30 protein-coding genes, 1 pseudogene and 1 riboswitch are annotated in these 24766 nt (G+C 70.8%); of the genes and pseudogenes, 14 read left to right on the plus strand and 17 right to left on the minus strand.

The features are described 5' to 3' along the window. Positions 1-11: 11 nt before the first annotated feature. Positions 12-353, plus strand: coding sequence for an MmcQ/YjbR family DNA-binding protein (locus tag ACIO52_RS15720; protein ID WP_218717974.1), 342 nt, complete (start codon positions 12-14; stop codon positions 351-353). Here the strand turns inward: ACIO52_RS15720 and ACIO52_RS15725 are convergent. Continuing rightward, the gene (locus ACIO52_RS15725) at positions 347-781 is read right to left on the minus strand and encodes a hypothetical protein (protein ID WP_402644512.1); all 435 of its coding nucleotides are present in this window, start codon (positions 779-781) and stop codon (positions 347-349) included. The two genes, ACIO52_RS15720 and ACIO52_RS15725, sit on opposite strands and share 7 nt — an antisense overlap. 55 nt (positions 782-836) lie before the next feature. Here ACIO52_RS15725 and ACIO52_RS15730 point away from each other — a divergent pair, with 55 nt between their 5' ends. Together ACIO52_RS15730 and ACIO52_RS15735 are read left to right on the plus strand one after the other, a co-directional pair. Next, positions 837-1385, plus strand: a complete 549-nt coding sequence (locus tag ACIO52_RS15730; RefSeq protein ID WP_218717972.1) for a YaeQ family protein — start codon at positions 837-839, stop codon at positions 1383-1385. A gap of 58 nt (positions 1386-1443) precedes the next feature. Beyond that, positions 1444-2340, plus strand: a complete 897-nt coding sequence (locus tag ACIO52_RS15735; RefSeq protein ID WP_316573774.1) for an alpha/beta hydrolase — start codon at positions 1444-1446, stop codon at positions 2338-2340. Here the strand turns inward: ACIO52_RS15735 and ACIO52_RS15740 are convergent. Beyond that, on the minus strand, positions 2337-2918 hold the full coding sequence (locus tag ACIO52_RS15740; protein ID WP_402644517.1) for a TetR/AcrR family transcriptional regulator: 582 nt from the start codon (positions 2916-2918) through the stop codon (positions 2337-2339). The genes ACIO52_RS15735 and ACIO52_RS15740 overlap by 4 nt on opposite strands. A gap of 89 nt (positions 2919-3007) precedes the next feature. On the opposite strand from ACIO52_RS15740, the gene ACIO52_RS15745 reads away from it, so the two are divergent. Further along, positions 3008-4045, plus strand: a complete 1038-nt coding sequence (locus ACIO52_RS15745; RefSeq protein ID WP_218717969.1) for a beta-ketoacyl-ACP synthase 3 — start codon at positions 3008-3010, stop codon at positions 4043-4045. A gap of 7 nt (positions 4046-4052) precedes the next feature. Here ACIO52_RS15745 and ACIO52_RS15750 read toward each other — a convergent pair whose 3' ends face one another. From ACIO52_RS15750 to ACIO52_RS15760, 3 genes are all read right to left on the minus strand, one after another. Then, entirely contained in the window at positions 4053-4466 is a 414-nt protein-coding gene (locus tag ACIO52_RS15750; RefSeq protein ID WP_402644520.1) for a DUF1990 family protein, read from the minus strand. 139 nt (positions 4467-4605) lie between these two features. Continuing rightward, complete coding sequence (locus ACIO52_RS15755; protein ID WP_316573775.1) at positions 4606-4941, minus strand: hypothetical protein; 336 nt, start codon at positions 4939-4941, stop codon at positions 4606-4608. Positions 4942-5061: 120 nt separating this feature from the next. Continuing rightward, positions 5062-5598 carry a carboxymuconolactone decarboxylase family protein gene (locus tag ACIO52_RS15760; RefSeq protein WP_402644523.1) on the minus strand — a complete coding sequence of 179 codons (537 nt, stop codon included), beginning with the start codon at positions 5596-5598 and terminating at the stop codon, positions 5062-5064. A gap of 142 nt (positions 5599-5740) precedes the next feature. Between ACIO52_RS15760 and ACIO52_RS15765 the strand changes: the two genes are divergently transcribed. Beyond that, positions 5741-6595: an AraC family transcriptional regulator gene (locus ACIO52_RS15765; protein WP_218717966.1), complete on the plus strand. Its 855-nt coding sequence runs from the start codon at positions 5741-5743 to the stop codon at positions 6593-6595. Here ACIO52_RS15765 and ACIO52_RS15770 read toward each other — a convergent pair whose 3' ends face one another. After that, positions 6596-7177: a TerD family protein gene (locus ACIO52_RS15770; protein WP_218717965.1), complete on the minus strand. Its 582-nt coding sequence runs from the start codon at positions 7175-7177 to the stop codon at positions 6596-6598. It abuts the gene before it with no gap. 76 nt (positions 7178-7253) lie between these two features. Continuing rightward, positions 7254-7673, minus strand: a pseudogene (locus ACIO52_RS15775) (MgtC/SapB family protein); the annotation flags it as partial. Between the two features lie 136 nt (positions 7674-7809). Next, positions 7810-7991, minus strand: a riboswitch (M-box (ykoK) riboswitch). Between the two features lie 153 nt (positions 7992-8144). On the opposite strand from ACIO52_RS15775, the gene ACIO52_RS15780 reads away from it, so the two are divergent. Continuing rightward, positions 8145-8852 (plus strand): hypothetical protein, encoded by a 708-nt coding sequence (locus tag ACIO52_RS15780; RefSeq protein ID WP_316573777.1) that lies wholly within the window; start codon positions 8145-8147, stop codon positions 8850-8852. A gap of 13 nt (positions 8853-8865) precedes the next feature. Here the strand turns inward: ACIO52_RS15780 and ACIO52_RS15785 are convergent, their stop codons facing one another. Beyond that, a complete protein-coding gene (locus ACIO52_RS15785) occupies positions 8866-9723 on the minus strand; it encodes a universal stress protein (protein ID WP_402644528.1) in 858 nt (285 codons plus the stop codon). A 228-nt stretch (positions 9724-9951) separates the two neighbouring features. Here ACIO52_RS15785 and ACIO52_RS15790 point away from each other — a divergent pair, with 228 nt between their 5' ends. Both ACIO52_RS15790 and ACIO52_RS15795 read left to right on the plus strand, forming a co-directional pair. After that, complete coding sequence (locus ACIO52_RS15790) at positions 9952-10209, plus strand: hypothetical protein (RefSeq protein WP_402644531.1); 258 nt, start codon at positions 9952-9954, stop codon at positions 10207-10209. Positions 10210-10253: 44 nt separating this feature from the next. Continuing rightward, entirely contained in the window at positions 10254-11936 is a 1683-nt protein-coding gene (locus ACIO52_RS15795) for a SulP family inorganic anion transporter (protein WP_402644533.1), read from the plus strand. 5 nt (positions 11937-11941) lie between these two features. Here the strand turns inward: ACIO52_RS15795 and ACIO52_RS15800 are convergent, their stop codons facing one another. After that, positions 11942-12931, minus strand: a complete 990-nt coding sequence (locus tag ACIO52_RS15800) for an Acg family FMN-binding oxidoreductase (RefSeq protein ID WP_218717960.1) — start codon at positions 12929-12931, stop codon at positions 11942-11944. Between the two features lie 80 nt (positions 12932-13011). After that, complete coding sequence (locus tag ACIO52_RS15805) at positions 13012-13209, minus strand: three-helix bundle dimerization domain-containing protein (RefSeq protein ID WP_316573782.1); 198 nt, start codon at positions 13207-13209, stop codon at positions 13012-13014. A gap of 233 nt (positions 13210-13442) precedes the next feature. On the opposite strand from ACIO52_RS15805, the gene ACIO52_RS15810 reads away from it, so the two are divergent. Then, positions 13443-14243: an alpha/beta fold hydrolase gene (locus tag ACIO52_RS15810; RefSeq protein WP_218717958.1), complete on the plus strand. Its 801-nt coding sequence runs from the start codon at positions 13443-13445 to the stop codon at positions 14241-14243. Positions 14244-14294: 51 nt separating this feature from the next. Here the strand turns inward: ACIO52_RS15810 and ACIO52_RS15815 are convergent, their stop codons facing one another. The 3 genes from ACIO52_RS15815 to ACIO52_RS15825 all read right to left on the minus strand — a co-directional run bounded on the left by ACIO52_RS15815 (position 14295) and on the right by ACIO52_RS15825 (position 16586). Further along, on the minus strand, positions 14295-14891 hold the full coding sequence (locus ACIO52_RS15815; protein WP_402644538.1) for an ABC transporter permease: 597 nt from the start codon (positions 14889-14891) through the stop codon (positions 14295-14297). Positions 14892-14921: 30 nt separating this feature from the next. Then, a complete protein-coding gene (locus ACIO52_RS15820) occupies positions 14922-15944 on the minus strand; it encodes a medium chain dehydrogenase/reductase family protein (RefSeq protein ID WP_402644540.1) in 1023 nt (340 codons plus the stop codon). Between the two features lie 72 nt (positions 15945-16016). Beyond that, positions 16017-16586, minus strand: coding sequence for a TetR/AcrR family transcriptional regulator (locus ACIO52_RS15825; protein ID WP_218717955.1), 570 nt, complete (start codon positions 16584-16586; stop codon positions 16017-16019). Between the two features lie 157 nt (positions 16587-16743). Here ACIO52_RS15825 and ACIO52_RS15830 point away from each other — a divergent pair, with 157 nt between their 5' ends. After that, on the plus strand, positions 16744-17253 hold the full coding sequence (locus tag ACIO52_RS15830) for a universal stress protein (protein WP_316573787.1): 510 nt from the start codon (positions 16744-16746) through the stop codon (positions 17251-17253). Positions 17254-17275: 22 nt separating this feature from the next. On the opposite strand, the gene ACIO52_RS15835 is transcribed toward ACIO52_RS15830, so the two are convergent. Genes ACIO52_RS15835 through ACIO52_RS15845 form a run of 3 tightly spaced genes read right to left on the minus strand, consistent with a single transcriptional unit; the run spans position 17276 to position 19942 of the window. Continuing rightward, the gene (locus ACIO52_RS15835) at positions 17276-18031 is read right to left on the minus strand and encodes a MerR family transcriptional regulator (protein ID WP_402644545.1); all 756 of its coding nucleotides are present in this window, start codon (positions 18029-18031) and stop codon (positions 17276-17278) included. Between the two features lie 14 nt (positions 18032-18045). Continuing rightward, the gene (locus ACIO52_RS15840) at positions 18046-18933 is read right to left on the minus strand and encodes an alpha/beta fold hydrolase (RefSeq protein WP_218717953.1); all 888 of its coding nucleotides are present in this window, start codon (positions 18931-18933) and stop codon (positions 18046-18048) included. Between the two features lie 34 nt (positions 18934-18967). Next, positions 18968-19942 (minus strand): helix-turn-helix transcriptional regulator, encoded by a 975-nt coding sequence (locus ACIO52_RS15845; protein ID WP_402644548.1) that lies wholly within the window; start codon positions 19940-19942, stop codon positions 18968-18970. A gap of 93 nt (positions 19943-20035) precedes the next feature. On the opposite strand from ACIO52_RS15845, the gene ACIO52_RS15850 reads away from it, so the two are divergent. Beyond that, on the plus strand, positions 20036-20497 hold the full coding sequence (locus ACIO52_RS15850) for a VOC family protein (RefSeq protein WP_218717951.1): 462 nt from the start codon (positions 20036-20038) through the stop codon (positions 20495-20497). A gap of 39 nt (positions 20498-20536) precedes the next feature. On the opposite strand, the gene ACIO52_RS15855 is transcribed toward ACIO52_RS15850, so the two are convergent. Then, on the minus strand, positions 20537-21151 hold the full coding sequence (locus ACIO52_RS15855; RefSeq protein WP_218717950.1) for a TetR/AcrR family transcriptional regulator: 615 nt from the start codon (positions 21149-21151) through the stop codon (positions 20537-20539). Positions 21152-21248: 97 nt separating this feature from the next. On the opposite strand from ACIO52_RS15855, the gene ACIO52_RS15860 reads away from it, so the two are divergent. The 3 genes from ACIO52_RS15860 to ACIO52_RS15870 are packed head-to-tail and all read left to right on the plus strand — an operon-like array spanning position 21249 to position 24766. Further along, positions 21249-22142 (plus strand): metal-dependent hydrolase, encoded by an 894-nt coding sequence (locus ACIO52_RS15860; RefSeq protein ID WP_402644552.1) that lies wholly within the window; start codon positions 21249-21251, stop codon positions 22140-22142. Positions 22143-22159: 17 nt separating this feature from the next. Next, positions 22160-23218, plus strand: a complete 1059-nt coding sequence (locus ACIO52_RS15865; RefSeq protein ID WP_316573792.1) for a PDR/VanB family oxidoreductase — start codon at positions 22160-22162, stop codon at positions 23216-23218. A gap of 27 nt (positions 23219-23245) precedes the next feature. After that, the gene (locus ACIO52_RS15870; RefSeq protein ID WP_402644554.1) at positions 23246-24766 is read left to right on the plus strand and encodes an aldehyde dehydrogenase family protein; all 1521 of its coding nucleotides are present in this window, start codon (positions 23246-23248) and stop codon (positions 24764-24766) included.

Below are 24766 nucleotides of genomic sequence, written 5' to 3' on the forward strand. Positions count from 1 at the left end.
GGATGACGGCCATGCAAGCCACTGGGGAGGATGTCCGGGCGATCGTCGCCGCACTGCCGGAGACGGTGGAGCAGTTCGCTTGGGGCATGCCGATTTTCAAGGTCGCGGGCAAGTTGTTCCTGACCCTGCCCGAGGACGAGACCTCGATGGCGGTGCGCTGTCCGATCGTGGACCGCGACGAACTGGTCGTCGCGGAGCCGGACAAGTTCTGGATCGCCGCGCACGAGGCGGGCAACCCGTGGGTCCGGGTTCGGCTGGCCGCCCTCGACGATCGCGCGGAACTGACGGCGATCGTCACCGACTCCTGGCGGCTGGCCGCACCGCGGGCCCTGCTCGAGGCCGCGGATCAGTAGCCGACCGGGGTGATGTCGGCCTCGATGGTCGCGATGGCGTCGTCGGGGATGACGAAGGTCTCGACGATCTCGACCGTGGTCAGGCGCACGCCCGCGAGACCGGTGTCGAGCAGATAGCGGGTGGTCACCGTGTCGCCCGCTTCGGACATGCTGAGCTCGCGCACCCCCTGGATCACCCGGTACTGCGGCCCGTTCTCCAGGTCCGCGCTCAGCTGCGGGCCCGAATAGCCGGTCTGGAAGCCGACCTCGACCCGGGTGGCGTCGGGGGTGAACGGCACCGCGCTCGCGTCGTGGGAGACCAGCGCGTCGATGTAGGCGCGAGCGATGGCCTGGCGCGGGGTGTCGGCCGGATTCGGTTCCGCCACAGCGGTTGCCGTGCCGAGCGCCAGGAACGTGGCGGCTATTGCTGAAACATGGGTGATTCGCATGCAGCGATGCTGGTCGTCGGGGCGGGAGAGCGCAAGCGGTAGTCTCAGAACTCCTATGGCACTCAGCGCAACCCTGCATCATTTCGCCGTCCAGCTCGCCGACGTCGACCGCGGCGTCTACGAGGACCTCGAGCTGCGGGTCGCCCGTCATCCCTCGGAAACCCTCGAGTACATGCTCACCCGCATCCTCGCCTACTGCCTGCAGTACGAGGAGGGCATCGTCTTCAGTGAGGGCGGCATCTCGGCCACCGACGAACCAGCCGTGCAGGTCCGCGATCTCACCGGCCGGGTCACCGCCTGGATCGAGGTCGGCGCGCCCGACGCCGACCGGGTGCATCGCGGCAGCAAGCTGGCCGGTCGCGCGGCGGTCTACACCCATCGCGATCCGGCGAAGGTGCTGGCGCAGTACGCGGGCAAGAAGATCCACCGTGCCGAGGACATCCCGCTCTACGGCATCGACCGCGCGTTCATCGACGCCGCCGTGCCGCTCATCGATCGCCGCAACACCGTCGGCCTCTCGGTCACCGAGGGTGTGCTCTACCTGGATCTCAACGGGACCAGCCTGCGCGGCGACATCAGCGAGCACCGGCTCGGCCAGGTCTGACCCGCGATCGGACCCGGTGACCTATCCTCGGTTCGGACAATTGACCAGGAGGTTGCCGGTGCCCAGTGTCATGAGCAGGATCGTGGTCCCCGCCTTCCTGCGGATCACCCGGCGCAATCGCCACTACATCGACGCCGCGGCCGCGCGCGAGCACGTCCGCAAGCGGAGCGCGGCGCCGCTGGACTACGCCCCACCCAAGCGCCTGCGCGGGGTCGAGGTGTCGATGGTCGAGGATCGCGGCTGGCCGGTCTACACGCTCACCCCGGCCGAAGGGCGCTCGCGCGGCGGCCTGGTCTACGCGCACGGTGGAGGTTGGGTCGGCGAGATCGCGCCGCAGCACTGGCAGCTCGCGGCCCGGCTGGCCGCACAGCTGCGGCTGAGCGTCACGGTGCCGATCTACCCGCTGATTCCGTCCGGCACCGCGGCGCAGGTGATTCCGCGCTTCGCCGAGATCGTCGCCGCGAGCGTGCGGCAGCACGGCACCACCTTCCTGGCCGGGGACTCCGCGGGCGGTCAGATCGCCCTGTCGACGGCCCTGCACCTGCGCGACACCCGCTCGATCACGCTGCCACGGACCGTCCTGATCTCCCCCGCGCTGGACCTCACGCTGGAGAATCCGCAGATCACCGAGGTGCTGCCGCGCGATCCGTGGCTGGGCCGCGACGGCGGCCTGGTCTTCGGTGAACTGTGGAGCGGCGAGCTGCCGATGAAGGATCCGATGGTCAGCCCGCTGTTCGGCGACCACACCGGTCTCGGCCCGCTCACCGTGTTCAGCGGCACCTGCGACATCCTCAACCCCGACACCCGGCTGCTGGTGGACAAGGCCCGCGCGGTCGGCGTCGAGGTCGATTACCACGAGGTCGACGGCCTGGTTCACGTCTATCCGCTGACCCCCACCCCCGAGGGCGCCGCCGCGCGTCGCACCATCGTCGAGACGCTGCGCGCCCACCTCTAACGCTGGGACAGGTGCAGGTTGAGCAGGATGGTGAGCTGGGTGACCGCCTGATCGAACGGGTGCGGGGACTTGAGCGCGCGGCTGTGCACGATCGTGCCCTCGATGGTGGTGAGCAGGAAGCCGGCCAGCGACACGGCGGTGGCGCGCTCGATGCCGGTCGCGACGATGCCGTCGGCCAGGCGCGCGGTCCATTCGGCGAAGGCCTGGCCCGCGATCGACTGGACCGCCGGGTCGAGTTCGTCCAGCGCGGCGGCCATCATGAACGAGCCCGCGCTGTAGTCGGACTTCTCCAGCGGAAGGCGCCAGAAGGCGAGCAGATCGGTCAGCCACTGCTGGACCGAAGGGGCCGTCTGCAGCGCGTCGGCCATGGTGCTCACGTGCGAGTAGACCAGGCGCGAGACGATCCGGCCCGCGGTCTGCACCAATTCGCCCTTGCCGGAAGGGAAGTGCTGATACAGCGAGTTGCGTGAAGTGTTGCTGCGTTTGAGCAGTTCACTCAGCGCGGCGGCGTGCACGCCGTGCTGCTGGACGGTGCTGATGGTGTGTTCGATCAGTCGGGCGCGTGGTCCGGCTGCCATCCGATCTCCTCTCAACCCTTGATTGAACCGATCGGTCCATGTTAGACCTATTCCAGCGTGAACCGATCGGTTCATATGGAGAGGATGCCATGCCCACCCCCATCGCCACCGCAGTTCCGGTCACCCATACGGGAATTCTCGGCCTCGGCGTGTATCGCCCGCGCCGGGTCGTGCCCAACGCCGAGATCGTCGAGGCCATCGATTCCTCCGACGAGTGGATCAAGACCCGCTCCGGGATCGCCGCCCGGCACTGGGCCGAGCCCGACGAGACCATCGTCGGGATGAGCGTCGCGGCCGCCCGCGACGCGCTGACGGCGGCCGGAGTGGCGGCCGAGGAGATCGACGTCGTCGTGCTCGCGACGTCGTCGCAGATGGTGCTCGGCCCGTCGGCGGGCGCCGTCGTCGCCACCGAACTCGGCATGGACGACACCGCTGCCTACGACATCTCCGCCGGCTGCGCGGGCTTCTGCTATGCCCTCGGCGACGCCGCGAACCTGGTGCGCTCCGGTCAGGCCCGCAAGGTCCTGGTCATCGGCGTGGAGCGCCTGTCCGATCTGCTCGACACCTCCGACCGCAGCTGCGCGTTCATCTTCGCCGACGGCGCGGGCGCGGTGGTCGTCGGCGCGGCCGAGCAGGAGGGGATCGGCCCGGTCGCGTGGGGCTCGGACGGCAGCCGGACCTCGGCGATCAAGCAGGACAAGGACTTCCTCGAGTACTTCGCCGAGGTCGCCGAAGCGGAGGCGAACGGCGGTACCTCGGTGCGCCCGTACATCCGGATGAACGGGACCGAGGTGTTCCGCTGGGCCGTGACGTTCCTGGAGAAGGCGTGTCGGGCCGCGCTCGACAACGCCGGCGTGGCGGCGGCCGACCTCGACGCGTTCGTCCCGCACCAGGCCAACATCCGGATCACCGACGCGCTCGTGCGCACTCTCGGACTGCCCGAATCGGTGGCCGTCGCGCGCGACATCGTCGAGACCGGCAACACCAGCGCCGCCTCCATCCCGATGGCGATGGAACAGCTGCTGCGTTCCGGTGGCGCGAAGCCGGGCGATACCGCGCTGCTGCTGGGCTTCGGCGCGGGACTGGCCTACGCGGGTCAGGTCGTGCACCTGCCGCCCCTCGCCTGAGCGGTGCTCAATCCACCAGCGCGCGCAGGTATCGGCGACGGTAAAAGCGCTGGGCCAGTAGCAGTATCGGGAACACCGCGCGCCAGTAGCCCGCCTGCGCGGGTCTGGTCAGCGACCGCAGCGTGAGGACCACGGTGCCGTCGGGACGCCGGTGCACCACGAAGGCCTCCTCGCCGGTCACCGGGTGGCCGGGCAGGGTGCCGTAGGCGAATCCGCACCGGTCGCCGGTGTCGACGACCGCCACCACCCGCACCGGCTCGTGCACGCGGAGCGGGCCGATGCCCGCGGTGATCCGGTAGTCGGCGCCCGTCGCCACGGGAGTGTCGGGCGCCACGCGAAAGCCGCTGCGGCGCTTGACGCCCCAGCGCAGGATGGTCTCGGTCGCGGCGGTCCAGACACGATCGCCGTGCCCGATCACCACCGATGTCTCGAACCGGCGGAACCCGGGGAGTTCCGCCGTCCAGGAGTGCTCGGCGGGGCAGGTCGCCCCGCCGGGTGATAGGTGAGTGCCTCGGGCATAGGGTCGACGATAAGCCTCGGCGCCCGCCGCCGTGGGGTGGTCAGGCGGTCGGCTGCGGGGTGCGTCCGGCTCGCTTCTCGGTGACGGGGATCGCGTAGGCGGCGCCGTCGCGAATGCCGAATTCGAACCGGCACGGGAACAGTGAGGGTAGGCCGGTGGAGCGTAGGTCGTAGTTCGCCGCCAGGGTCTGCATCGCCCAGTTCTGCAGCGAATCCGGCAGCCGCAGGGTGGTGCCGTCGACGCAGGAAACATAGGCGTGTGTCCGCTCGCCGTCGACGGGAAGCGGGTTGCGCAGACCGACCGCGCCGATTTCCAGAATTCGTCCGGCGTTATGGGCAGAAGCGACGCTCGGCAAATCCAACTCGATGTCGTCCATGCCGGAAACGGTAACTCGGCAACTATTCAGGGAACACGGAAATCGAGTGCCCTTGACCGAACTTCGCAAAGTCACTCCGATCCGCCGGACGGGCAGTCCGCCCGGCGGATCGCGGGCGCGCTAGCGCAGGGCGACGGCCGGGAAGTCGACCGGCACGCGCAGCGCCACGTTCACGTAGTTGGTGAACAGATTCAGTGCCACGTGCGCGATGAGTTCGACGATGTCGGCATCGGTCCAGCCCAGTGCGCGCGCTCGGTCGAGCTGCTCGTCGTCGACGGCTCCGCGCTGCTCGACCAGCGCCAGTGCGAGGCCGAGTAGTGCCGCGGTCTTGGGGTCGTCGGCCTCGCCGACCTGTGCCGAGGCCAGCGCCGCGGTGGACAGCCCGGCCTTGCGGCCGAGGCCGGTGTGCGCGGCCAGGCAGTATTCGCAACTATTGCGATTGGCCACGGCTACCGCGATCTGTTCGGTCAGTGCCGGGCCGAAGGTGCCGTCGCCGAGTGCCTGGAACGATCCCCACATACTGCGCAGCGCCGCGGGCGAATTCGCCACCGCCCGGAACATGGCCGGGGTGGTCCCGAAGGCGCCGTCGATCTGATCGAGCAGCTCGCGCGTGCCGCCCGTGGTGTCGGTCCGGGCGATGAGCGAGACATGCGACATGGTGATTCCTCCGTGGTGCAGGGGTGCCGCCGGGCCGATCGGCTCCGGCGGATGCCGTGGCATGACTCCAGCTTCGTCGGCGATACGGGCTGAATAGATACGAAAAGTCCGCGATGATTACCGGATCGTCTAACTTTGAGGGATGTCTTCGGTCGATCGCCTGTCACCTCTGCTCGAACAGTTCCGGGTGCGGGCGCACGTGCTGCACACCGGACCGCTGTGCGGCGTCACGCGATTCGGTGCCGAGCAGGGGCGCGGGTTCCTGCACCTGATCCGCGCCGGCGCGCTGACGGTCGAGCATCGTGATCCGCTCGGTGCGCCGCAGCGGCTGGCGGTGGCCGAGCCGAGCGTGCTGTTCTACCCCCGGCCGCTGGCGCACATCTTCCATACCGATGCCCACGGCGATAACGATTTCGCCTGTGCCACAGTCGATTTCGATGGCGGGTCGAACCATCCCCTGGCCCGGGCGCTGCCCGCGGTGGTGGTCGTTCCGCTCGCGCGGGTCGACGGGCTCGATCAGGCGCTGGAGTTGCTGTTCGGCGAGATCGACCGGCATCGGTGCGGACATCGGGTGCTCGCGGATCGCCTCTTCGAAGTGGTGCTCCTGCAACTGCTGCGCTGGCTGCTCGACCACCCGGACGACATCGCGATGCCGCCCGGCCTGCTCACCGGGATCGCCGATCCCCAGCTCGCCCCCACCTTGCTCGCGATGCACGAAGCGCCGGGCGACAACTGGACGCTGGCGAGCATGGCCCGGCACGCCGCCATGTCGCGCAGTGCCTTCGCCGCCCGCTTCCGGGCCGTCCTCGGGCAGACGCCGCTGGACTATCTGACCGCGTGGCGGCTCACGCTCGCCCAGCTGCGTCTGCAGACCGGGCACTCGGTGAAAGCCGTCGCCGCCGAGCTCGGCTACGCCAACAGCTCGGCCCTGTCGCGGGTGTTCACCCAGCGGGTCGGCAGGTCGCCGACGGCTTGGCTGGCCGAGCTGGGTGACTGACTACTGGATCGCGAAGCGCAGCAGGGCCTGGCGGTCGCCCTGCTTGATCTTGCCCTTGCGGTCGAGTACTTCCAGCTGCCAGACCGGGCCGTTGCGGAACGCCCTGGCGATCGCGTTGGCGTTCTCCTGGCCGAGCAGGGAGGGCCAGATGTCGGCGACCGGCTGGCTGTCGGCGCCGGTGGCGTCGTAGATCTTGAACGAGACGTTGTTGGCCTTCTCGAACGAGGACCCCTTCTTGAAGGCGGCGGCGACGAACACGATCGCGTCGATGCCGGGCGGGACATCGGCGAAGGTCACGTGCACGGTCTCGTCGTCGCCCGCGGCCGCACCGGTCTGTTCGTCACCGGTGTGCACCACCGCGCCGTTGCCCAGTGGGTTCAGGGAATCCAATCCGGCGAACCGGACCGGCTCCCCACCCTGCAACAGGACCGCGATCAGATCCAGGTCGACACCGCGCTTGCGCCGCGCGATCCCGAGCAGCCCGCCGCTGGATCCGGCCGACGGGTCCCAGCTCACCCCCACGCTCATCTTGGTGATGCCGGCGAGGTCGGCCGCGCCGTCTTCCTTCTTCAGCGTAATCACGATTCCAGGCTACGGACTGGTGGAGCGGGCTGCAGGGCAACAGAATTCACACCGACCGGTGCGCGGCTGTTTCGGGCTCCGGCTGCCGGTCCACCGCGCGTCCCGCCGCCCGTAGCGCCACGTTGGTGACGACGACGGCGACCGTGCCCGCCGCCGCGGTGGCGTACATGCCCGCGCCGGCGAGCGCGCCCACCGCCGCCGCGCACCACAGCGTGGCCGCGGTGTTCAAGCCGCGGATATTGACGCCGTCGCGCAGGATCACCCCGGCCCCGAGAAACCCGATGCCGGAGACGATCTGCGCCGCCACCCGCGTCGGATCGGCATCGGCGCCGTGAAAACCGTTGGCGGACAGGAGAACGAACAACGCGGACCCGGCGGCGACGAGCGCATTGGTCCGCAGCCCGGCCATCCGGGCACGATACTGACGCTCGATCCCGATCAGCGCACCGAGACCGATCCCCGCGCCGAGGCGGAGCAGCATTTCCAGAGTCGACATGACGACCACACCTTCCGGCGTGCGGCGGTGTCGCTCAGCGCGCGGACGCGGCGGCGATCACCGTGTGAACGAGGGACAGCACAGCTCTATGACTTCCGTCGGGCACGACAACCACCTCCTCACGCGACCTCCCGGCCGCTGCCACTTCCTCGTAAGACCTTCGGCACTCCACGGCGTGAACCCGCGCACCGCTCGGTGCCGGGAGCCAATCGGGGCAACCCCTTAAGCCGGGGAAACCTGTCCTGACCCGGGGCGTCTCTCGACGTTCGGGGTCGCTGGCCTGTATCCGTGAAGGAGCCTCAGCGAACGACGGCACCTTGCGCCCACCAGTAAACCCCCGGCTACCGATTCCCGCAACCCAGTTTGTGTATTTCCCGAGTTACGTTGATTACCAATATGTTTCGCAATCTACAATCGATGCGGGCAGCCTTCGCTTTCCTCGCCGGGTTCAGACGATTTTCGAGGGGTGAGATGGGCACACGCGAGTGGATTGCCGAGAAGGTGGAGGAGTCCAGGGAAGCCACCTACAAGGTGCACCTGCGGGGCGAGCAGGTGCTGGTCGTCGAGCGGACACACGGTCTCTCGCCCGCCACCGTGTTGTGCCTGGAGCGCTCGCCCGCCGACTTCACCGCCGCGGATCTGGATGCGATCTGTACGCAGGTCCCGGAAGTCGACTTCGTGGTGGGAACGCGGTCGAGTCCGATCGCGCATCAGACCTACCACCGTGCCGACATGCTCGGCATCGGGATCGGATCTCTCGGCGACCTGTTGTTCGCGCTGCGTCACGAGGATGTGGCGAGCGCGCGGACGAAGGAACGTGTCTTCGTCGAGAACGGGTTCGCCGGCCATACGGGCGTGGAGAGTTTCGGCCGGATCGCGAAGCGGGCGTACGAGATCGTGCTCCGAGCCGCGGACGCCCGGACCAGGCGGGTCGTGATCACGAAGGAACCCGAACTGTCCGCCGAGGAGGTGAGCGGACTCGTGGCCGAACACCGCACGCTCGCCCTCGACTCCATCGCGTCGAGCAACCCCGCGACCCGGGGGTTCGGCCCCGACGCCCGCGACACGGCCTGCTCGGCGGGTGTCGCGTTGTTCACCTGGAAATCCTTCCTCGCCGACCTCGCCAGGGAGGCCGGCGTGCCGGGCGGGACACCACGCCCGCAGACCGAGTCACGGTGAGGAAGGGACGCGGTCAGCGCAGGGACTCCGGGCGGGTGATGAGGAGGGGTAGGGTGGTGCCGTGGAGGACGGCCTGGGCGACCGAGCCGAGGGTGGTGCGGGCGGCACCACCGCGGCCGTGGCTGCCGACGACGATCAGCTGGGCGCCCGCGGCGGCGGTGAGGATGGCTCTGGCCGGGCGGTCCTCGACGACGATGCGCTCGACGCGCACGTCGGGGTACTTCTCGCGATAGCCCGCCAGGCTCGCCGAGAGCTCGGCCTCGGCCTCGGCGCGCATCGTCGCCCGCGAGTCGTAGCGGAAGAACTCCGACCAGGCGTGCACCGCGATCACCCGGACATCGCGTCGGCTCGCCTCGTCGAAGCCCTGCGCGATCGCGTCCGCGTCGGCGCCGGAACCGGCCACGCCCACCACCACCGCACCGCCGGCGACCGGCGCTTCCGGCACCACGGCCACCGGGCAGGACGCGTGCCGGGCGATGGCGGTGCTGACCGAGCCGAGCAGGGTGCGCCGCAGGGCGCCGAGTCCCCGGCTGCCGACCACCACCAGCCGGGCCCGCTCGCTGCGGTCCCGCAGCACCGCGCGCGCGTCACCGACCTCGACGAAGGTGTTCACGACGAGCTGATCGGCGGCGACGAGCGCCGCCGCCTCCGCGACCACGGATTCGCCGTGAGCGTAGAGCGCCGCACCGTCGAAGAGCGGACCGCTGAGGCCGGGCCCGTACTCGATCGGGACCTCGACGGCGTAGCCGATCACCAGCGGCGCTCGATGGTGGGCGGCGTACGCCGCGGCCCAGCGCACCGCGAACAGCGACTGTGCCGAACCATCGACACCGACGACGACCGGGCGGCAAGAGTGTTCGGAAAGGGACATGACGGCCTCTCTGTCCCGTTCACCCTGCGTTCCGGGCTTCGCGCCGGAACAGGGCCGCAGGACCTGAGCGCCAGGGACTTCGGTCCCTTCAGCCCAGCGGCGCCGACCAGCGTAGGAGGGTGCCGCCCTCGGGCCGTGTGATCGCGGCGAAGGCACCGCCCGCGGCCGCGGCCCTGGCAGCCGGATCGGCCGGCCCGCTGCGCCGGATCACCTCGGGGGGCGACGCCGATGCCGTCGTCGGTCACCTCGTCGCACACCACGAGTTCCGCCGCGACCGTGCGCGCCTTCGCGTGCCGCACGACGTTGCTCACCGCGGTACCCCAGCCCGCGCGCGATCCGGTCGCGGTCGACAGCACGGTGGTCAGGACGCCGGTGACCGGTCCGTTCGCGCGCAGCGGCAGGGTGAGCACGGGCCCGAGGTCCGCGATCGAGACGGAGTCCGGCTCGTGGTCGGGGGGATCGGAGACTCGCGTCCCGATCCGGTGACGTCTCCGCCGCCCACGCGCGCGACGGCGCACAATGTCGGCACTGTGTTGGAGCACGTACTGCCCGGATTGCGGCAGTTCCGGAACTATCAGCGCGCCTGGCTGCGGTCGGACGTGGTCGCGGGTGTGACCGTTGCCGCGTACCTGATCCCGCAGGTGATGGCCTACGCGACCGTCGCCGGGCTGCCGCCCGTGGTCGGGCTGTGGGCCACGATCGCACCGCTGGCGGTGTACGTGCTGCTGGCGACCTCGCGGCAGCTCTCCGTCGGCCCCGAGTCGACGACGGCGCTGCTGACCGCGGTCGCGCTGGCGCCGCTGGCCGCGGGCGACCCGTCGCGCTATGCCGCGCTGGCCGCGCTACTCGCCCTGCTGGTCGGGGCGTTGTGCCTGGTGGGCGCGGTGGCCCGGCTCGGGGTGCTGGCCGATCTGCTGTCGCGGCCGGTGCTGGTCGGCTACCTGGCGGGCACCGCCGGGCTGATGATCGCCGGGCAGCTGGGGCGGGTTACCGGCGTGCCGGTGGCCGGCACCTCGGTGATCGAGCAGGTGCGTTCGTTCGCGGCCGGTATCGCCGCGTGGCATCCGGCGACCGCTCTGCTGGCCGGCACCGTCCTGGTCGCCCTGCTGATCCTGGCGAAGTGGGCGCCGCGGGCGCCGGGGCCGCTGCTGGCGGTGCTGGCGGCGACGGTGGTGGTGTCGGTGTTCTCGTTGCAGGACTTCGGTATCGAGGTGGTGGGGGAGGTGCCCGCAGGCCTGCCGACGCCGGGTCTGCCCGCCCTCGCGTTCGCCGATATGGCGGCCCTGGTGCTACCCGCCGCGGGCATCGCGGTCGTCGGTTTCTCCGACAACGCGCTGACCGCGCGGGCCTTCGCCGCCCGGCACGGCGAGCGGATCCAGGCCAATACCGAGCTCGCCGCCCTGGGCGCGACGAATGTGGCGGCCGCGTTCACCCACGGATTCCCGGTGAGCTGCAGCGGTAGCCGCACCACCATCGCCGACCTGATGGGCGCCCGCAGCCAGCTCTACGCCCTGGTGACCCTCGCCGCAGTGCTGATCGTGCTGTTCGGCGCGACCGGGGTGCTGGCCGAGTTCCCGATGGCGGCGCTGGGCGCGCTGGTCGTCTACGCGGCGCTGCGGCTGATCGATGTGCGGGAGTTCCGCCGGATCGCCCGGTTCCGGCGCAGCGAACTCCTTCTCGCGCTCGGCACCGTCGTCGCGGTGCTGGTGTTCGGTGTCCTCTACGGCGTGCTCGTCGCGATCGCGCTGTCGGTGTTCGACCTGCTGCGCCGGATCGCGCGCGGGCACGACGCCATCCTCGGTTTCGTCCCCGGCCTCGAGGGCATGCACGACGTGGACGACTATCCCGAGGCGAAACCCCTTGCCGGACTGGTGGTGTACCGCTACGACGCGCCCCTGTGCTTCGCCAACGCCGAGGACTTCCGCAAGCGCGCGCTGGCCGCCGTCGACTGGTGGGCCGAGCGCAGCGGTGAACCCGTGCGCTGGTTCGTGCTCAACGCCGAAGCCAACGTCGAGGTCGACCTCACCGCCCTCGACGCCGTGGAGCAGGTTCGCGACGAACTGGCCGCGCGCGGTGTGGTTTTCGCGATGGCCCGGGTCAAACAGGATCTGCGCGACGACTTGGACGCGGCCGGTCTCACCGAGCGCGTCGGCACCGATCGCCTGTTTCCCACCCTGCCGACCGCGATCGAGGCCTTCCGGAAGGCCACGTAGCGGTGTCACTTCTCGGTGAGTACCTCGGCCAGCGGTCGACGCGGCGTGGGCGGACGGCGCACGTCGACGGGGGCGATGCCGATCCGGACGACGACCTGCGGGACACCGGGCCGCCCGGCCAGACCGGCCAGCAGGCGCCGGTTCGCGGCGAGTTCGGTGATATGGGTCAGCGCGCAGGTCGACAGGCCCGACGCGGTGCACTCGAGCAGCACCGCCGAGAGCGCCTCACCCGCGCGCAGCCAGTCCAGCGGGGACTCCGCGCCGGTGGTCAGCACGGCCAGGCGGGCGTGATCGTCGTCGAGATCTCCGCGACGCGCCGAGCGCCCCGGTGCCGGGAACGCGCGCGCGACGCCCACCCGGGCCAGCTCGGATTCCGAGGGCAGCGCCGTGGGCGGCACGCCGTCGGGTTGGTCGGAATGTCCAGCCCACCAGCGGAGTTCGGCCTGGTATTGCCTGTCGTACTGGCGTAGTGCGCTCGCCTGCTCGGACGCGGTGGTCATCCGGGGGCGCGAGTCCTCCGGCAGCAGATCCACATCCAGATCGTGCGGCGCGACGAGTGCCCCGATGGTGGACATGACCGAGGACAAGCCGATCGGTGCCGCCATCGGCAGCCGGTCGGTGTAGCGGCGGTCGATCGCCTCCGCGCGGCGCAGCTCGCCGATCGGTGGATCGGGCCACGGCTGGAACCGGACGCGGGCCAACAGATCCGGGCGATCCGGCTCGGGCAGCCGGGTGACGTCGGTGTGCCAGTGGGCCGCGGCGAACGCGGTCCGCACATGGTGCAGCACCGCCCCGCAGCTGATCACCGCCTGGCGTCCGGTCGGGTCCGCGGCCGTCAGCCCGCGGGTGGTGTCGCGGCACAGCTCCAGGGTGGTGCCGTCGAAGATCCAGCGCCACGGCTGGGTGTTGTGCACCGACGGTGCCCGGCATCCGAGCCGGATCGCCGCGCGCACCGTGGGATGGTCGGGGATCGGGAGCACCGGCTGCTCGGTCATGTCATCGAGCCTGATTCGCGATGCCCGCGGCCGATACGGTCGTTGCGCCCTTTCGGCGGGGACCGAAGTCACTCATCGGCTCAGGCCGGTGGGGCGGACAGGCTGCGGGTGGCGCGGCGCTCGACCAGCAGCGGAACGAAGTCGCGGACGTGCACGTCGGCGAATCGGTCGTAGGCCGTGTGGACGGTGTCGGCGATGTATTCGGGGGCGATGCCGGGATATCGCTGCGTGAGTCGGATGACGACTTCGTCGATCTGCTGGGCTTCGTCGGTGGCCATGAGTCCATGGTCAGTGTGGGTCGATCGGGGGGTCAATGGATCGCGCGGATCGTTTGCCAGATGTTGCCGGAGCGGTACCTGGTCCCGCGGGCGACCGTGGAGGTGGTCCGGTGCGCGGGGCCCGCCGGGGCACGACGATACTGGGCGGCGGGCGATCGCCGATGTCGCCACGTCGCCCGGATCCGCGCCGCACGTCAACTGAATCCGAGATTGCCGGGAGAGGTAGACCGATCATGAGCAGAATCCGACCGACTACAGCCGTCGCACTGGCCGCCGGGCTGAGCGCCTGCGTGCTCACCGCCGCGCCCGCCCTGGCCGCCGAGAACCCGACCGTGGTGCTGGTGCACGGCGCGTTCGCCGACACCACCAGCTGGGACGGTGTCGCCGCCGCCCTGCGCGCCGACGGCTATCGCGTGGTCGTGCCGGACAATCCGCTGCGCGGACCGGCCAACGACGCCGCGGCCGTCGAGCGCGCCATCGCCGGGATCGACGGGCCGATCGTGCTGGTCGGCCACTCCTACGGGGGTGCGGTGATCACCAATGTCGACGATCCCGATGTCACCGCCCTGGTCTACATCGCGGCCTTCGCCCCGGTGCCGGGCGAACCGACCCAACTCCTGCTCGACCCGATCCGCTTCCCCGGCAGCAGGCTGCTGCCCCCGGTCCTGCAACTCGAGCTGGTCGACGACAGCCAGGGCGTCGCGGGCAAGAACCTCGACGGCTACGTCGATCCGGCCTCGTTCCATGAGGTGTTCGCCCAGGACGTCGACGACGCGACCGCCGCCGAGATGATCGCCCACCAGCGCTCGATCGCCGTCGCCGCCAACCTGGAGCTGTCGGGTCCCGCCGCCTGGCAGCACCTGCCGAGCTGGTATCTGGTCTCCGGCGAGGACCGGGTCATCCCGCCCGCGTCCCAGCGCTTCATGGCGGGCCGGATCGGCGCCACCACGAGCGAGATCCCCGCCTCGCACGCCTCTCTCGTCGCGCAGCCGCAGGCTGTGGCCGAGGTCATCGAGCGGGCCGCCGGGAGCTGACCCGCCGACTGCCCGCGCGGCGTGGCCGGGCGGGCAGTCGGGGGAGTGGCGTCAGGCGGCCATGGCCCGCCGCCGGGGTTCGATCGCCGCGGCGAGCAGGTAGCTGCCGCCGCCCGCGACGGCCAGCACCCAGTACGGGCTCGCGCCGTCGAGGAGGAGGGCGGCCGTGGAGGTGAGGGCCAGCCAGGCGCCGAGCGCGTATTGCAGGACGTCGCGGTAGGCGGAGCCGCCGGCGAGATAGAGCAGACCGACGATCAGGCCCGAACCGGCGGGCCACAGCAGCATCTTCAGATCGTCTCGGGCCAGTGCCGAACTCAGCGCGGTGATGACGAAGAACAGCGCGCCGAACCCGACCAGCCACGACGCCGCGAGCAGCTGGCCGACGACCGCGTCGGCCCCCGTGACGCCGCGCTGGGCCCGCATGGTGACGACGCTGGTGATCACCATCGCGATCAGCAGCCCCGCGATCAGCAGCGCGCTCGGCGCCGCCGCGGGCAGCCGCACCAGCGGATCGGCGCCGTGGGACAGGGCGTAGGCGCCGTGCCCGAGCAACCAGGCCAGCCCGAAACTCAGGTAGGACGGCCGGTTGTCGAGCAGGACGCGCAGGGTGGACGGTCGGGGGTCGGTAGGCGAGATGAGCTGGGACATCACGGATCTCCTGGGTGTGGGCGGAACGGATCAGGCGACGACGACGACTTTGCCGACGACCGTGCGGGACTCGGCGAGCGTCATGGCACGGGCGGCCTCGGTGAGCGGGATGCGCGCGGCGACCTGGGCGCGCAGGTCGCCACGGGCGGCGAGTGCGAAGACCTGGCCCAGGTCCTCGGTGACACGGGCGCGGAAGGCGGCCTGGCGGCGCTTGCCCGCCCACAGATCGAAGAAGTGCGCATTGCGCTTGTTGGGCAACACGTTCCACAGCATCAGTCGCGCGAACAGCTTCAGCACGGGCAGCCGGGAATCGCCCTCGTCGTTCTTGGTGGCCGCGGTACCGTAGGAGACCAGCGTGCCGTGCGGCGCGAGCAGCGCGAACGAATCGGCGATCCCAGGGCCGCCGATATGGTCGAAGACCGCGTCCACCCCGCCGGGGGCGAGCGCCCGAACCTGCCGCGCCACGTCGCCGCGGTAGTCCACCCAGGTCGCGCCGAGCGCGCGCACGGCCTCGGCGTGGCGGGCCGAGGCCGTCCCGATGACCTGAATTCCGTTGGCGCGGGCCAACTGCACCAGCGTCGAACCGACCCCGCCGTTGGCGCCGTGCACCAGGATCGTCTGTCCCGCGCGGACGCGGGCGGTCCGGAAGAGCATCTGCCAGGCGGTGATTCCGTTGACGACGAAGGTCTCCGCCTCGGCGGCATCGAGCGCGGCGGGCACCGGCACCAGGTCGGCCGCGTCGAGCACGGTGTGACTGGCCCAGCCGCCGATCTTGGTGAGCGCGGCGACCCGCGTGCCGATCAGCGCCGGGTCGACGTCGGTCCCGACCGCGATGACTGTCCCGACCAGGTCGTAGCCCGGCACGAACGGGAAAGGCGGCTGGTCGTAGTACTTGCCGCGCCGCATCTGCTGTTCGGCGAAGGACACTCCGCTGGCCTCGACCCGGACGAGGGCCTGCCCGGCGGACGGCGCGGGCAGTTCGCGCTGGGTGATCAGCAGGCCCTCGGGTTCGACGCGGCCAGGTAGGACGATCTCGGTGGCGGTGATGGACATGCGATACTCCTAGTGTGTGACTGGTCAATCACTCGTTGGGTCGAAAAAATGCCCCGCGAGGGGCATCGGGGTTCAGTGGGGTTTGGGGTGGCGGATGCCCGCGGTGACGATCTGTGCCCAGGCGCTGTTGTCGCCGTCGAGCCCGAGGGTGGTGATCAGATGGCAGAGCTGGCCGAAGGCGATGAAGCGCTGGACGTATTCGTCGGCCGCGCCCGAGCGCTGCTTGGCGAGCTCGGTCACCCGGGCCAATCCGTCGCGCAGTGCCGCGCCGATCTCCGGCACGTCCGCCACGGATTGGGCGTGGACCTGCAGCATCAGCAGGCTCTTGTCGCCGATGAGCTCGGCGTAGGCGCCGCCCATGTCGTAGAGGATCTGTTCGGGACTCTCGCCGGTGGACCTCGCCGCGCCGCCGGACATGGCCGCCACGATCCGGTCGAAGCACCGCTCGAGCGCCGCGACGAACAGGGCGACCTTGCCGGGGAACAGCTTGAAGACATACGCGGGCGAGATCTGAGCCGTCGCGGCCACCGTGCTGATCGGCGTGCCGTGATACCCGGTCCTGGCGAACTCGACGATCGCGGCATCGACCACGGCATCGCGCCGCACGTCCGACTTGGAGAGGGTGGCTCCGCTCTTGCTCATGTGAGTGACTGTACACTCACTCTTTTCGGGGCGTCAATCCCTACGTGGTGACGACGTCCGTCGCCTGCTTCGGTCGTCGACCGCAGGGCGCATGATGGGAGTACGGGGTAACGGGTGCCCGCCCAGGCGGGCCCGACCGGATATCTCTGGAGGATCGATGACCGAACGGCGAGCGGGGAATCGTGGCGAAGTGCTGCGCGTCGACGGTCCACCGGGCGCCTCGGTGGCTTCCACACATCTGGTGGTCGGCTACGACCGGCACCGGGCCGGCGAGGTCGCGCTGGGCGTCGCGATCGGCCTGGCCGCCCGGCTCGACGCCCATCTGCACGTCGTCCACGTCATCGACGCCGACGATCTGCCCGACGACCCCGACGCGGCGGAGTGGGAGGACACGGTCGCCGCCATGGTCGACCGCGAACGCGCCGCCGCCTGCGCCCGGCTCGCCGAATGGCCCGGCAACTGGACCTATTACGCGCGCCGCGGCAATCCCGCGCGCGTGCTGGACGCCCTCGCCGAGACCTACGACGCGTCGATGATCGTGATCGGCGCACCCCGGCCCGGCCTGCGATCCCTCCTCGAACGCCTGCTCGGGGAGTCGGTCTCGGCCCACCTCGTCCACCACGCGCACCGCCCGGTGCTGCTGGTCCCGGCGGGACCCGGCGACTGAAGTCGGACTCCGGCCGGGTGGCTCAGCCGTCGCGGGTGCCTCGGCGTCGCTCGGCGCGGTCGGCGAGGGTTTCGACGATGCGCCGCCAGGCCGGGGAGGCGCCGGCGATGTGGGTGGTGATGAGGTGGTTCGCCGGGCGGGCGGTGTCACCGGCGTGGGCGATCTCCCAGGCGTCCAGGTCGTCGATGAGCTGGTCCAGGCGCGGATCGCGGGGGTCCCAGTCGACGGATCGGTCGCAGGCCAGCAACATCCGCGTCGTCTCCGGGTCGTCGAGGTCGGTGTTCTTCTCGCGCACGCGCTGGGGGAGGACGCGGGGGTCGATGGCCTGCAACAGGATCCAGGAGTCGCGTTCGAGCCGCACGCGCCGTTCGCTGATGCCGAGTGCGCGCATCCGGTTCAGCAGGGCCACCACCTCGGCGGGCAGGACCAGGCTCTCGCCGCTGTCGAGCGCGGCGATCCGGCGGCGGTAATCGATGAGCTGGTCGATCTTGCGCTGGAGCTCGGCGTCGATGGCGGTGACGGCGGCGGCGAACTCGGTCGGCTGGGCGTGCAGCAGCGCGTCGATGCGGGCCAGCGGCACCCCGGCATCGGCCAGGGTCCTGATCCGGATGAGATCCACCGCCGCCTGTGCGCTGTAGCGGCGATACCCGGAGGCATCGCGGTCGGGCTCGGGCAGCAGGCCGACGTGGTGGTAGTGGCGCACGGCGCGCACGGTCACCCCGGCCGTCGTCGCGAGCTGGCCGATCGTGAGCACCGTTCCCCTCGGGTCGTCGAACATCGTCGGCGCCGAGTCTAGGGGCGCGCCGCCCGGTCGACGACGTCCCGGATCGCCTGGACCACGGCGTCCGGGCGATCGAAGCAGAGCCGATGGTGGAACGTGTCGGTGAGCAGGCGTTGCTCGCCGTGCGCGACCGCGCCGACCAGCGCCGCGTCCATCCGCGTCTTGGCGTCCTCGAGTTCCCGCTCGGCCGGGTCGCCGGGAACCACGGTCAGGGCGATCACCGGCACGTCCGGAAGGCCGGGCCCGTCCCGCAATTCGGCGGCGAGCGGAACCAGGGTGCGGCGTTCGGTCATGCCGGTGCGCAGCCACGCGTCGCTGCCCTTGGCGTCGAGCAGCGCGTCCCGGATCTCGGCCGGATAGTCCGTGAGCAGTTCGGCGCGCATGGCGCGCATGGCCGGGCGCAGCTCGGCGAGCTGGGCGAGATCGGGACCGAGTCGCTCGGTCGCGGCCAGGCGCGCGCCGCTGGGCACGTACTGGTCCCAGTCGCGGTGGAGGGCATCGAGCCAGACCAGCCCCGCCACCTCGCCCGGGTGCAACTGTGCGAACCGATGCGCGTAGAACCCGCCGAGGGAGTGGGCGGCGAGCACATACGGGCCGGGAATGCCCTGGGCGCGCAACAGCTCCCGCAGTTCCGTGGCGACCGCGCCCGCCGTGCGCGGGAGCGGCAGCGCGTCGCTGTAGCCGGTGCCGCCGCGGTCGTACACGACGGCGGTGGTGAACCTCGAAACCTGTTGCTGGACACCGAAGTAGTCCAGGCCGACGGCACTCGCTCCCGGCAGGAACACGACCGCGGGCCCGCCGCTGCCCGAGCGGAGCACGAAGAGGCGGCGGCCGTCGATCTCCTGGAACGCGCCGACCGGCGGGACGCGGTGCTGCGGGGAGGTGCGGAAGTTCGTCATGCGCCCACTCTCCAACCCTGACGCAGGGTCAAGGTCAACCCCGCTCCGGGATCGGGGTGCCCGCCGCGCGCAGCCGGTCCGCCAGTGTGTGACAGCGCGCCGCCAGATCCGGGGGTTCCAGCACCTCGAAGTCGTGGCCGAGCAGCAGGATCCGCATCAGCAAGATGTCGAGATCGGCAGCACCACCGAGGATTTCGCACGAGTCCCGGTCGCGCTCGCGGACCACGGCGGTGGAGCCGGGGAGCTGGGCCCGGACGGTGTCGGCGGTGGCGTGGACGAGAAAGCGCGCCTGCTCGGCGTAGACCCGGCTCGCCACGCCCTCCTGCACGTAGGTCGCCGCGTCCGGCGCCGCGCGGGGGCGGAACCGCCAGGTGCGCGCGGCGACCTCGGCCATCCGGTCGACGCGAAAGCTGCGCCAGTCGGCCCGGTCGAGGTCGTAGGCGAACAGATACCAGCGCCGATCCGAGGCGACCAGGCGATAGGGTTCGACCCGCCTGCGCCGCGTCGCCCCGGCGGACGGATAGTCGAACGCCGCCTCGACCTCGTCGCGACAGGCCCTGGCCAGGGTGATCAGCACGTCGGGATCCACCGGCGTGTGCCCGGTGCCGAACGACTCCACCGACCCGGTCAGCGCGCGCACCTCGTGCCGCAGCCGGGTCGGCAGCACCCGGTCGAGCTTGGTCAGCGCGCGCAACGCACCGTCGCCGGTGACCGCCCCGCCCGCGCCGACCAGCAGGGAGACGGCGGTGGCGATCGCCTCCTGGTCGTCGAGCAGCAGCGGCGGCAGGTCCTGGCCGGGACCGAGCTGGTACCCGCCGCCGACCCCGTGTCCGGCCCGCACCGGATAACCGAGAGCGCGCAGCCGCTCGATGTCGCGCCGCACCGTGCGCGGGGTGATTCCGAGCCGTTCGGCCAGCTCGGGGCCGGTCCATACCTGCCGTTGCTGAAGCAGTCCGAGCAGGGTGAGTACCCGTTCGGTCTGCCCTCGTTCGTGGTCCGCGGTCGTCATCTCGTCAGCCTGTCAGCAATAGCGGACCTGATCTGTCCGCTATTGCTGTCAGAGTAGGCGAAGCGAATCAGCCGAACGAAAGGGAGCAACCCGATGAGCCGCCATCTCCAGATCACCTTCGACGCCGCCGACCCGAAGGCGCTGTCGACCTTCTGGCGCGAGGTCCTCGGCTATGTGCACCCCGGCCCGCCCGGTGTCGAGTTGCCCGAGGGCGCGGATCCGCTGGCGGCCTGGGACGACTTCCTCGCCCGGATCGGCGTGCCGGAGGATCAGCGCAACACCCGCTCGGCGATCGAGGACCCGGACGGACACGGCCCGCGAGTGTTCTTCCAGCGGGTGCCCGAGGGCAAGGTCGCCAAGAACCGCGTCCACCTCGACGTGCGCGCGGCGCCGGGGCTGCAGGGCGACGAGCGGATGGCTGCCCTGGAAGCCGAGTGCGAACGGCTCGTCGCGCTGGGCGCGACCCGCCTGCGCCGCTTCGAGCCCGAGCCGCCGATGAGCGCGGGATTCATCGTGATGGCCGACCCCGAAGGCAATGAATTCTGCCTCGACTGACGGGAGCCGTCTGCCGGGCCGACGCGGCCCGGCGGCGGGTCAGCGACTGATGATCGGTACCAGATAGGTCCGCGCGAACGCGTCGAGTTCGTCGTCGGTGCGCAGCGGGAGCAGGCCGGTCGGCGCCAGGATCATCGAGTGCACCACGCGGCACAGCACCTCGGCGCGGGCCAGCAGGTCCGGCGTCTCGGCCAGCAGCCCGGCGGCGATCGCGTCCCGGAGCATCGATTCGGTGGTCAGGATCGACATCGTGAAGGTCGACGCGCTGTCGGTGGTGAGGTGCGGCATCACCCGGTCCGGTTCCAGGACCAGCAGCCGCTGCACGAGCGGGTGCTCGCGCCACCGGCCGATGACGGTCACGAGGATGTCGGCGACGAGGTCGTCGAGGTTGTCGTGCCTGCTCGGCAGGCTCCGCAGATCGGCCAGCACGCGCGCGACCTCCCGCGCGAACACCGCGGTGACCACGTCGTCGCGGGAGCCGACCCGGCGATAGACGGTCGCCCGGTCGACCCCGGCCTGGCGGGCGATGTCCTCGATCGTCGTCTTCTTGACGCCCACCTGTTCGAACTGGACCAGCGCCGCGTCGAGGATGCGCGCCGCGGCGGAATCGTCGGTTTCCGGGGTGTTCGTCGAGGTGGGGGACGCCGCGGTCATGTCGACCACGGTAGCAACTCGGCGCCCGATGCAACATATCCACACAATTTGTTGCTGCAACATTGCAATCATTTGTGTTGCATCGTACGGTTGAGGCATGGCTCACTCCGCTGACGCAACGAGGCGTCATCACCGCGAGGAAGCGCACGCGATCCACGCACGCGACGTGCACTTCGACTTCGGTGATGTGCCGATGCACTACATCCCGGGCGAGGTCTTCGCGACCCACGTCATCAATGTCATGCACCTGGTGCTGCCGGAAGGCGAACGGGCGATGGCTCGAGCGCTGGCCGAGGCGCTGCCCTACATCGACGACCAGCGGCTGCGCGAGGAGGTGCAGGGCTTCGTCGGTCAGGAGACGATGCACGCCAGCAGCCACGCCGGCGCGCGCGATCACCTTCAGTCCCTTGGCCTCGACGTCGACTCGATGGTGCGGACCTTCGCCTGGTTCGTCGATCGCATCCTCGGCGACCACGGCCTCACCGGCCGGGCGAAGGAGGAATGGCTCAAGGAACGGCTCGCGCTGTTCGCCGGGATGGAGCACTACACCGCCGTCATCGGTGAATGGCTGCTGGAGAACGACACCTTCGAAGACCTCGGCATGGATCCGACCATGCTCGATCTGATCCGCTGGCACGGCGCCGAGGAAGTAGAACACCGCAGCGTGGTCTACGACGCGTACATGTATGTCGACGGCGGCTACGTGCGCAAGGCGCGCACGGCGGTGGCGGCGAGTGTGTCGCTGCTGGCCACCTTCCTGGTCTCCTCGGCCTACCTCTACGCCAAGGACCCCGCGCCGCACAAGGGTCCGTTCTGGCCGGTGCAGCTGGCCCGGGCGACCGCGCGCGGCATCGTGCCGAATTTCGGCCTGTTCCTCAGCGAGATCCCGCGCTACCTGCGGCCGGGCTTCCATCCCTCCCAGCTGGGGCCGATGGATCGCGCGCTGCGCTACCTCGCGCATTCGCCCGCCGCCCGCGCGGCCGCGCGGTGACGGCCACGGTGACTCCGATGGCGGAGCGGTACACCCCGCCGGTCGCCCTGCGGGCGATCGGCGCCGTCGCCGACGGCTACCGGCAGCTGTTCGTCGCGGGCCGCGCGGCCTCGCTGATCTCGCGACCTAATCCGGTGCGGCACGACGACTTCGAGATCGCGGTGACCGTCGCCGGGATCGAGTCGGTAGCGGTCGATGTCCGCAGCCTGACGCTGACCTCGCCGACCGGCGCACCGCTGCCGCCGTGGCGGCCCGGCTCGCACCTCGACATCGTGCTGCCCTCGGGAGCCCAGCGTCAGTACTCCCTGTGCGGTGACCCCGACGATCGCCGCCACTACCGGATCGCGGTGCGCCGCATCGCCGACGGCGAGGGCGGCTCGATCGAGGTGCACGACCGCTTGGCGGTGGGCGACACGCTGCGAATTCGTGGTCCGCGCAACGCGTTCGACTTCATCGCCGCGCCGTCGTATCTGTTCGTCGCGGCGGGCATCGGCATCACCCCGATCCTGCCCATGGTCCGGGCGGCGGCTCGCGCGCGGGCGCGCTGGCAGCTGGTCTATCTGGGCCGCTCGCGGGCGACCATGCCGTTCCTCGACGAACTGGCCGTCCTCGGCGGCCGGGTCGACATCCGTCCCGACGACGAGTTCGGCACCCCGGATGTGGGCGCGTTGATCGGCCGGGCCGCCCCCGGCGCGGCGATCTATGTCTGCGGTCCGCCGCCCGTCCTCGACGCCGCGCACCGGCACGCCTTCACCGTCAACCCGACGGGATCGCTGCACACCGAGCGTTTCTCCGCGCCGCCGGTGATCGACGGCAGGGAATTCGAGGTGACGCTGGCCCGGTCGGGCAGCACGGTCCGGGTCGGCGCCGACGAGACCGCGCTGGCGGCCATCACCCGGGTGCGGCCGGACGCGCTGTATTCGTGCAGGCAGGGGTTCTGCGGCACCTGCAAGGTCGCGGTCCTGGCCGGCGAGGTCGACCACCGCGACCGCAAACTCCTCGACGCCGAGCGCGGCGATCACATGCTGACCTGCGTTTCCCGCGCGGCAGGCGAATCCCTGGTCCTCGATCTCTGAGCAGGGCACGAACGAGAAAGGTCGTCCATGGGGCGAACAACACTCCCGTCGGCAACACCCACGCCCGCCGAACCCGCGCGCGATGATGCGACCTTCGACGTCATCTCACCCGCGACCGGCGCCGTCGTCGGCAGCTATCCGATCCGCACCCCGGCCGAGGTCGCGGCCACGGTCGCCGACGCCCGCCGGGCCGCGGACTGGTGGTCGCGGATCGGCTTCGCCGAGCGAGCCCGCCGACTGGATGCCTGGCGGGGCGAGATCACCCGGGGGCGAGCCGAACTCGCCCAGCTCATCCACCAGGAGATGGGCAAACCGCTCGCGGACGCCCGGCTCGAGATCGCGATGGCGCTCGAGCACCTGGCGTGGGCGGCGGGCAACGCGCGGCGGGTGCTCGGCCCGCGTGCGGTGCGGCCCGGCCTGCTCGCCGTGAATCAGGAATGCACGCTCGAGTACCGCCCGTTCGGGGTGGTCGGGGTGATCGGCCCGTGGAACTACCCGGTGTTCACCCCGCTGGGTTCGGTGTCGTTCGCGCTCGCGGCGGGCAACGCGGTGGTGTTCAAGCCCAGTGAGTACACCCCGGGCGTCGGGCACTGGCTCGCCGGCCGGTTCGCGGCCGTCGTGCCGGAACAGCCGGTGTTCCAGGTGATCACGGGCCTGGGGGACACCGGTGCGGCCCTGTGCCGGTCCGGGGTCGGCAAGATCGGCTTCACCGGATCCACCGCCACCGGCAAGCGGGTGATGGCCGCCTGCGCGGAGACCCTGACGCCGGTGCTGATGGAACTCGGTGGCAAGGACGCGCTGATCGTCGATGCCGACGCCGACCTGGACGCGGCCGCAGACGCCGCGGTGTGGGGCGGCATGTCCAACGCGGGCCAGACCTGCCTCGGCGTGGAGCGCGTGTACGTCCACACCGACGTCTACGACGAGTTCGTCCCGAAGCTCCTCGCCCACGCGCGGAAGCTGCGCGCGGGCACCGGTGCGGCGAAGATCGGGCCGATCACGATGGGCAAGCAGATCGCGATCATCCGTCACCACATCGAGGACGCGCTGGCTCGCGGGGCACGCGCCCTGCTGGGTGGTGCCGACGCGATCGACGGGCAGTTCGTGCAGCCCACCATCCTGGTCGATGTCCCCGAGGACGCGGTCGCCGTCACCGAGGAGACCTTCGGCCCGACGCTGACGGTCGCGCGGGTGCGGGATATGGACGAGGCGATCGAGCGCGTGAACGCCGGCCCCTACGGCCTCGGCAGCACGGTCTTCTCGCGCCGCAACGGCAGGCGCATCGCCGACCGGATCCGCGCGGGCGGCACCTCCATCAACGCCTATGTCGCCCATGCCACCATCGCGCGCCTGCCGCTGGGCGGCGTCGGCGACTCCGGCTTCGGTCGCGTGCACGGCGAGGACGGACTCAAGGAGTTCACCTACGCCAAGGCCACCACCCGGCAGCGTTTCGCCCTGCCGTTGGCCCTGACCACATTCACCCGCGGCGAGACCACCGACGCGATCGTCGATCGCCTGGTCACTGCGCTGCACGGAAGGAATCGGTAA

The sequence above is a fragment of the Nocardia sp. NPDC087230 genome, from assembly GCF_044744725.1.
GTDB classification, from domain to species: Bacteria; Actinomycetota; Actinomycetes; order Mycobacteriales; family Mycobacteriaceae; genus Nocardia; species Nocardia canadensis.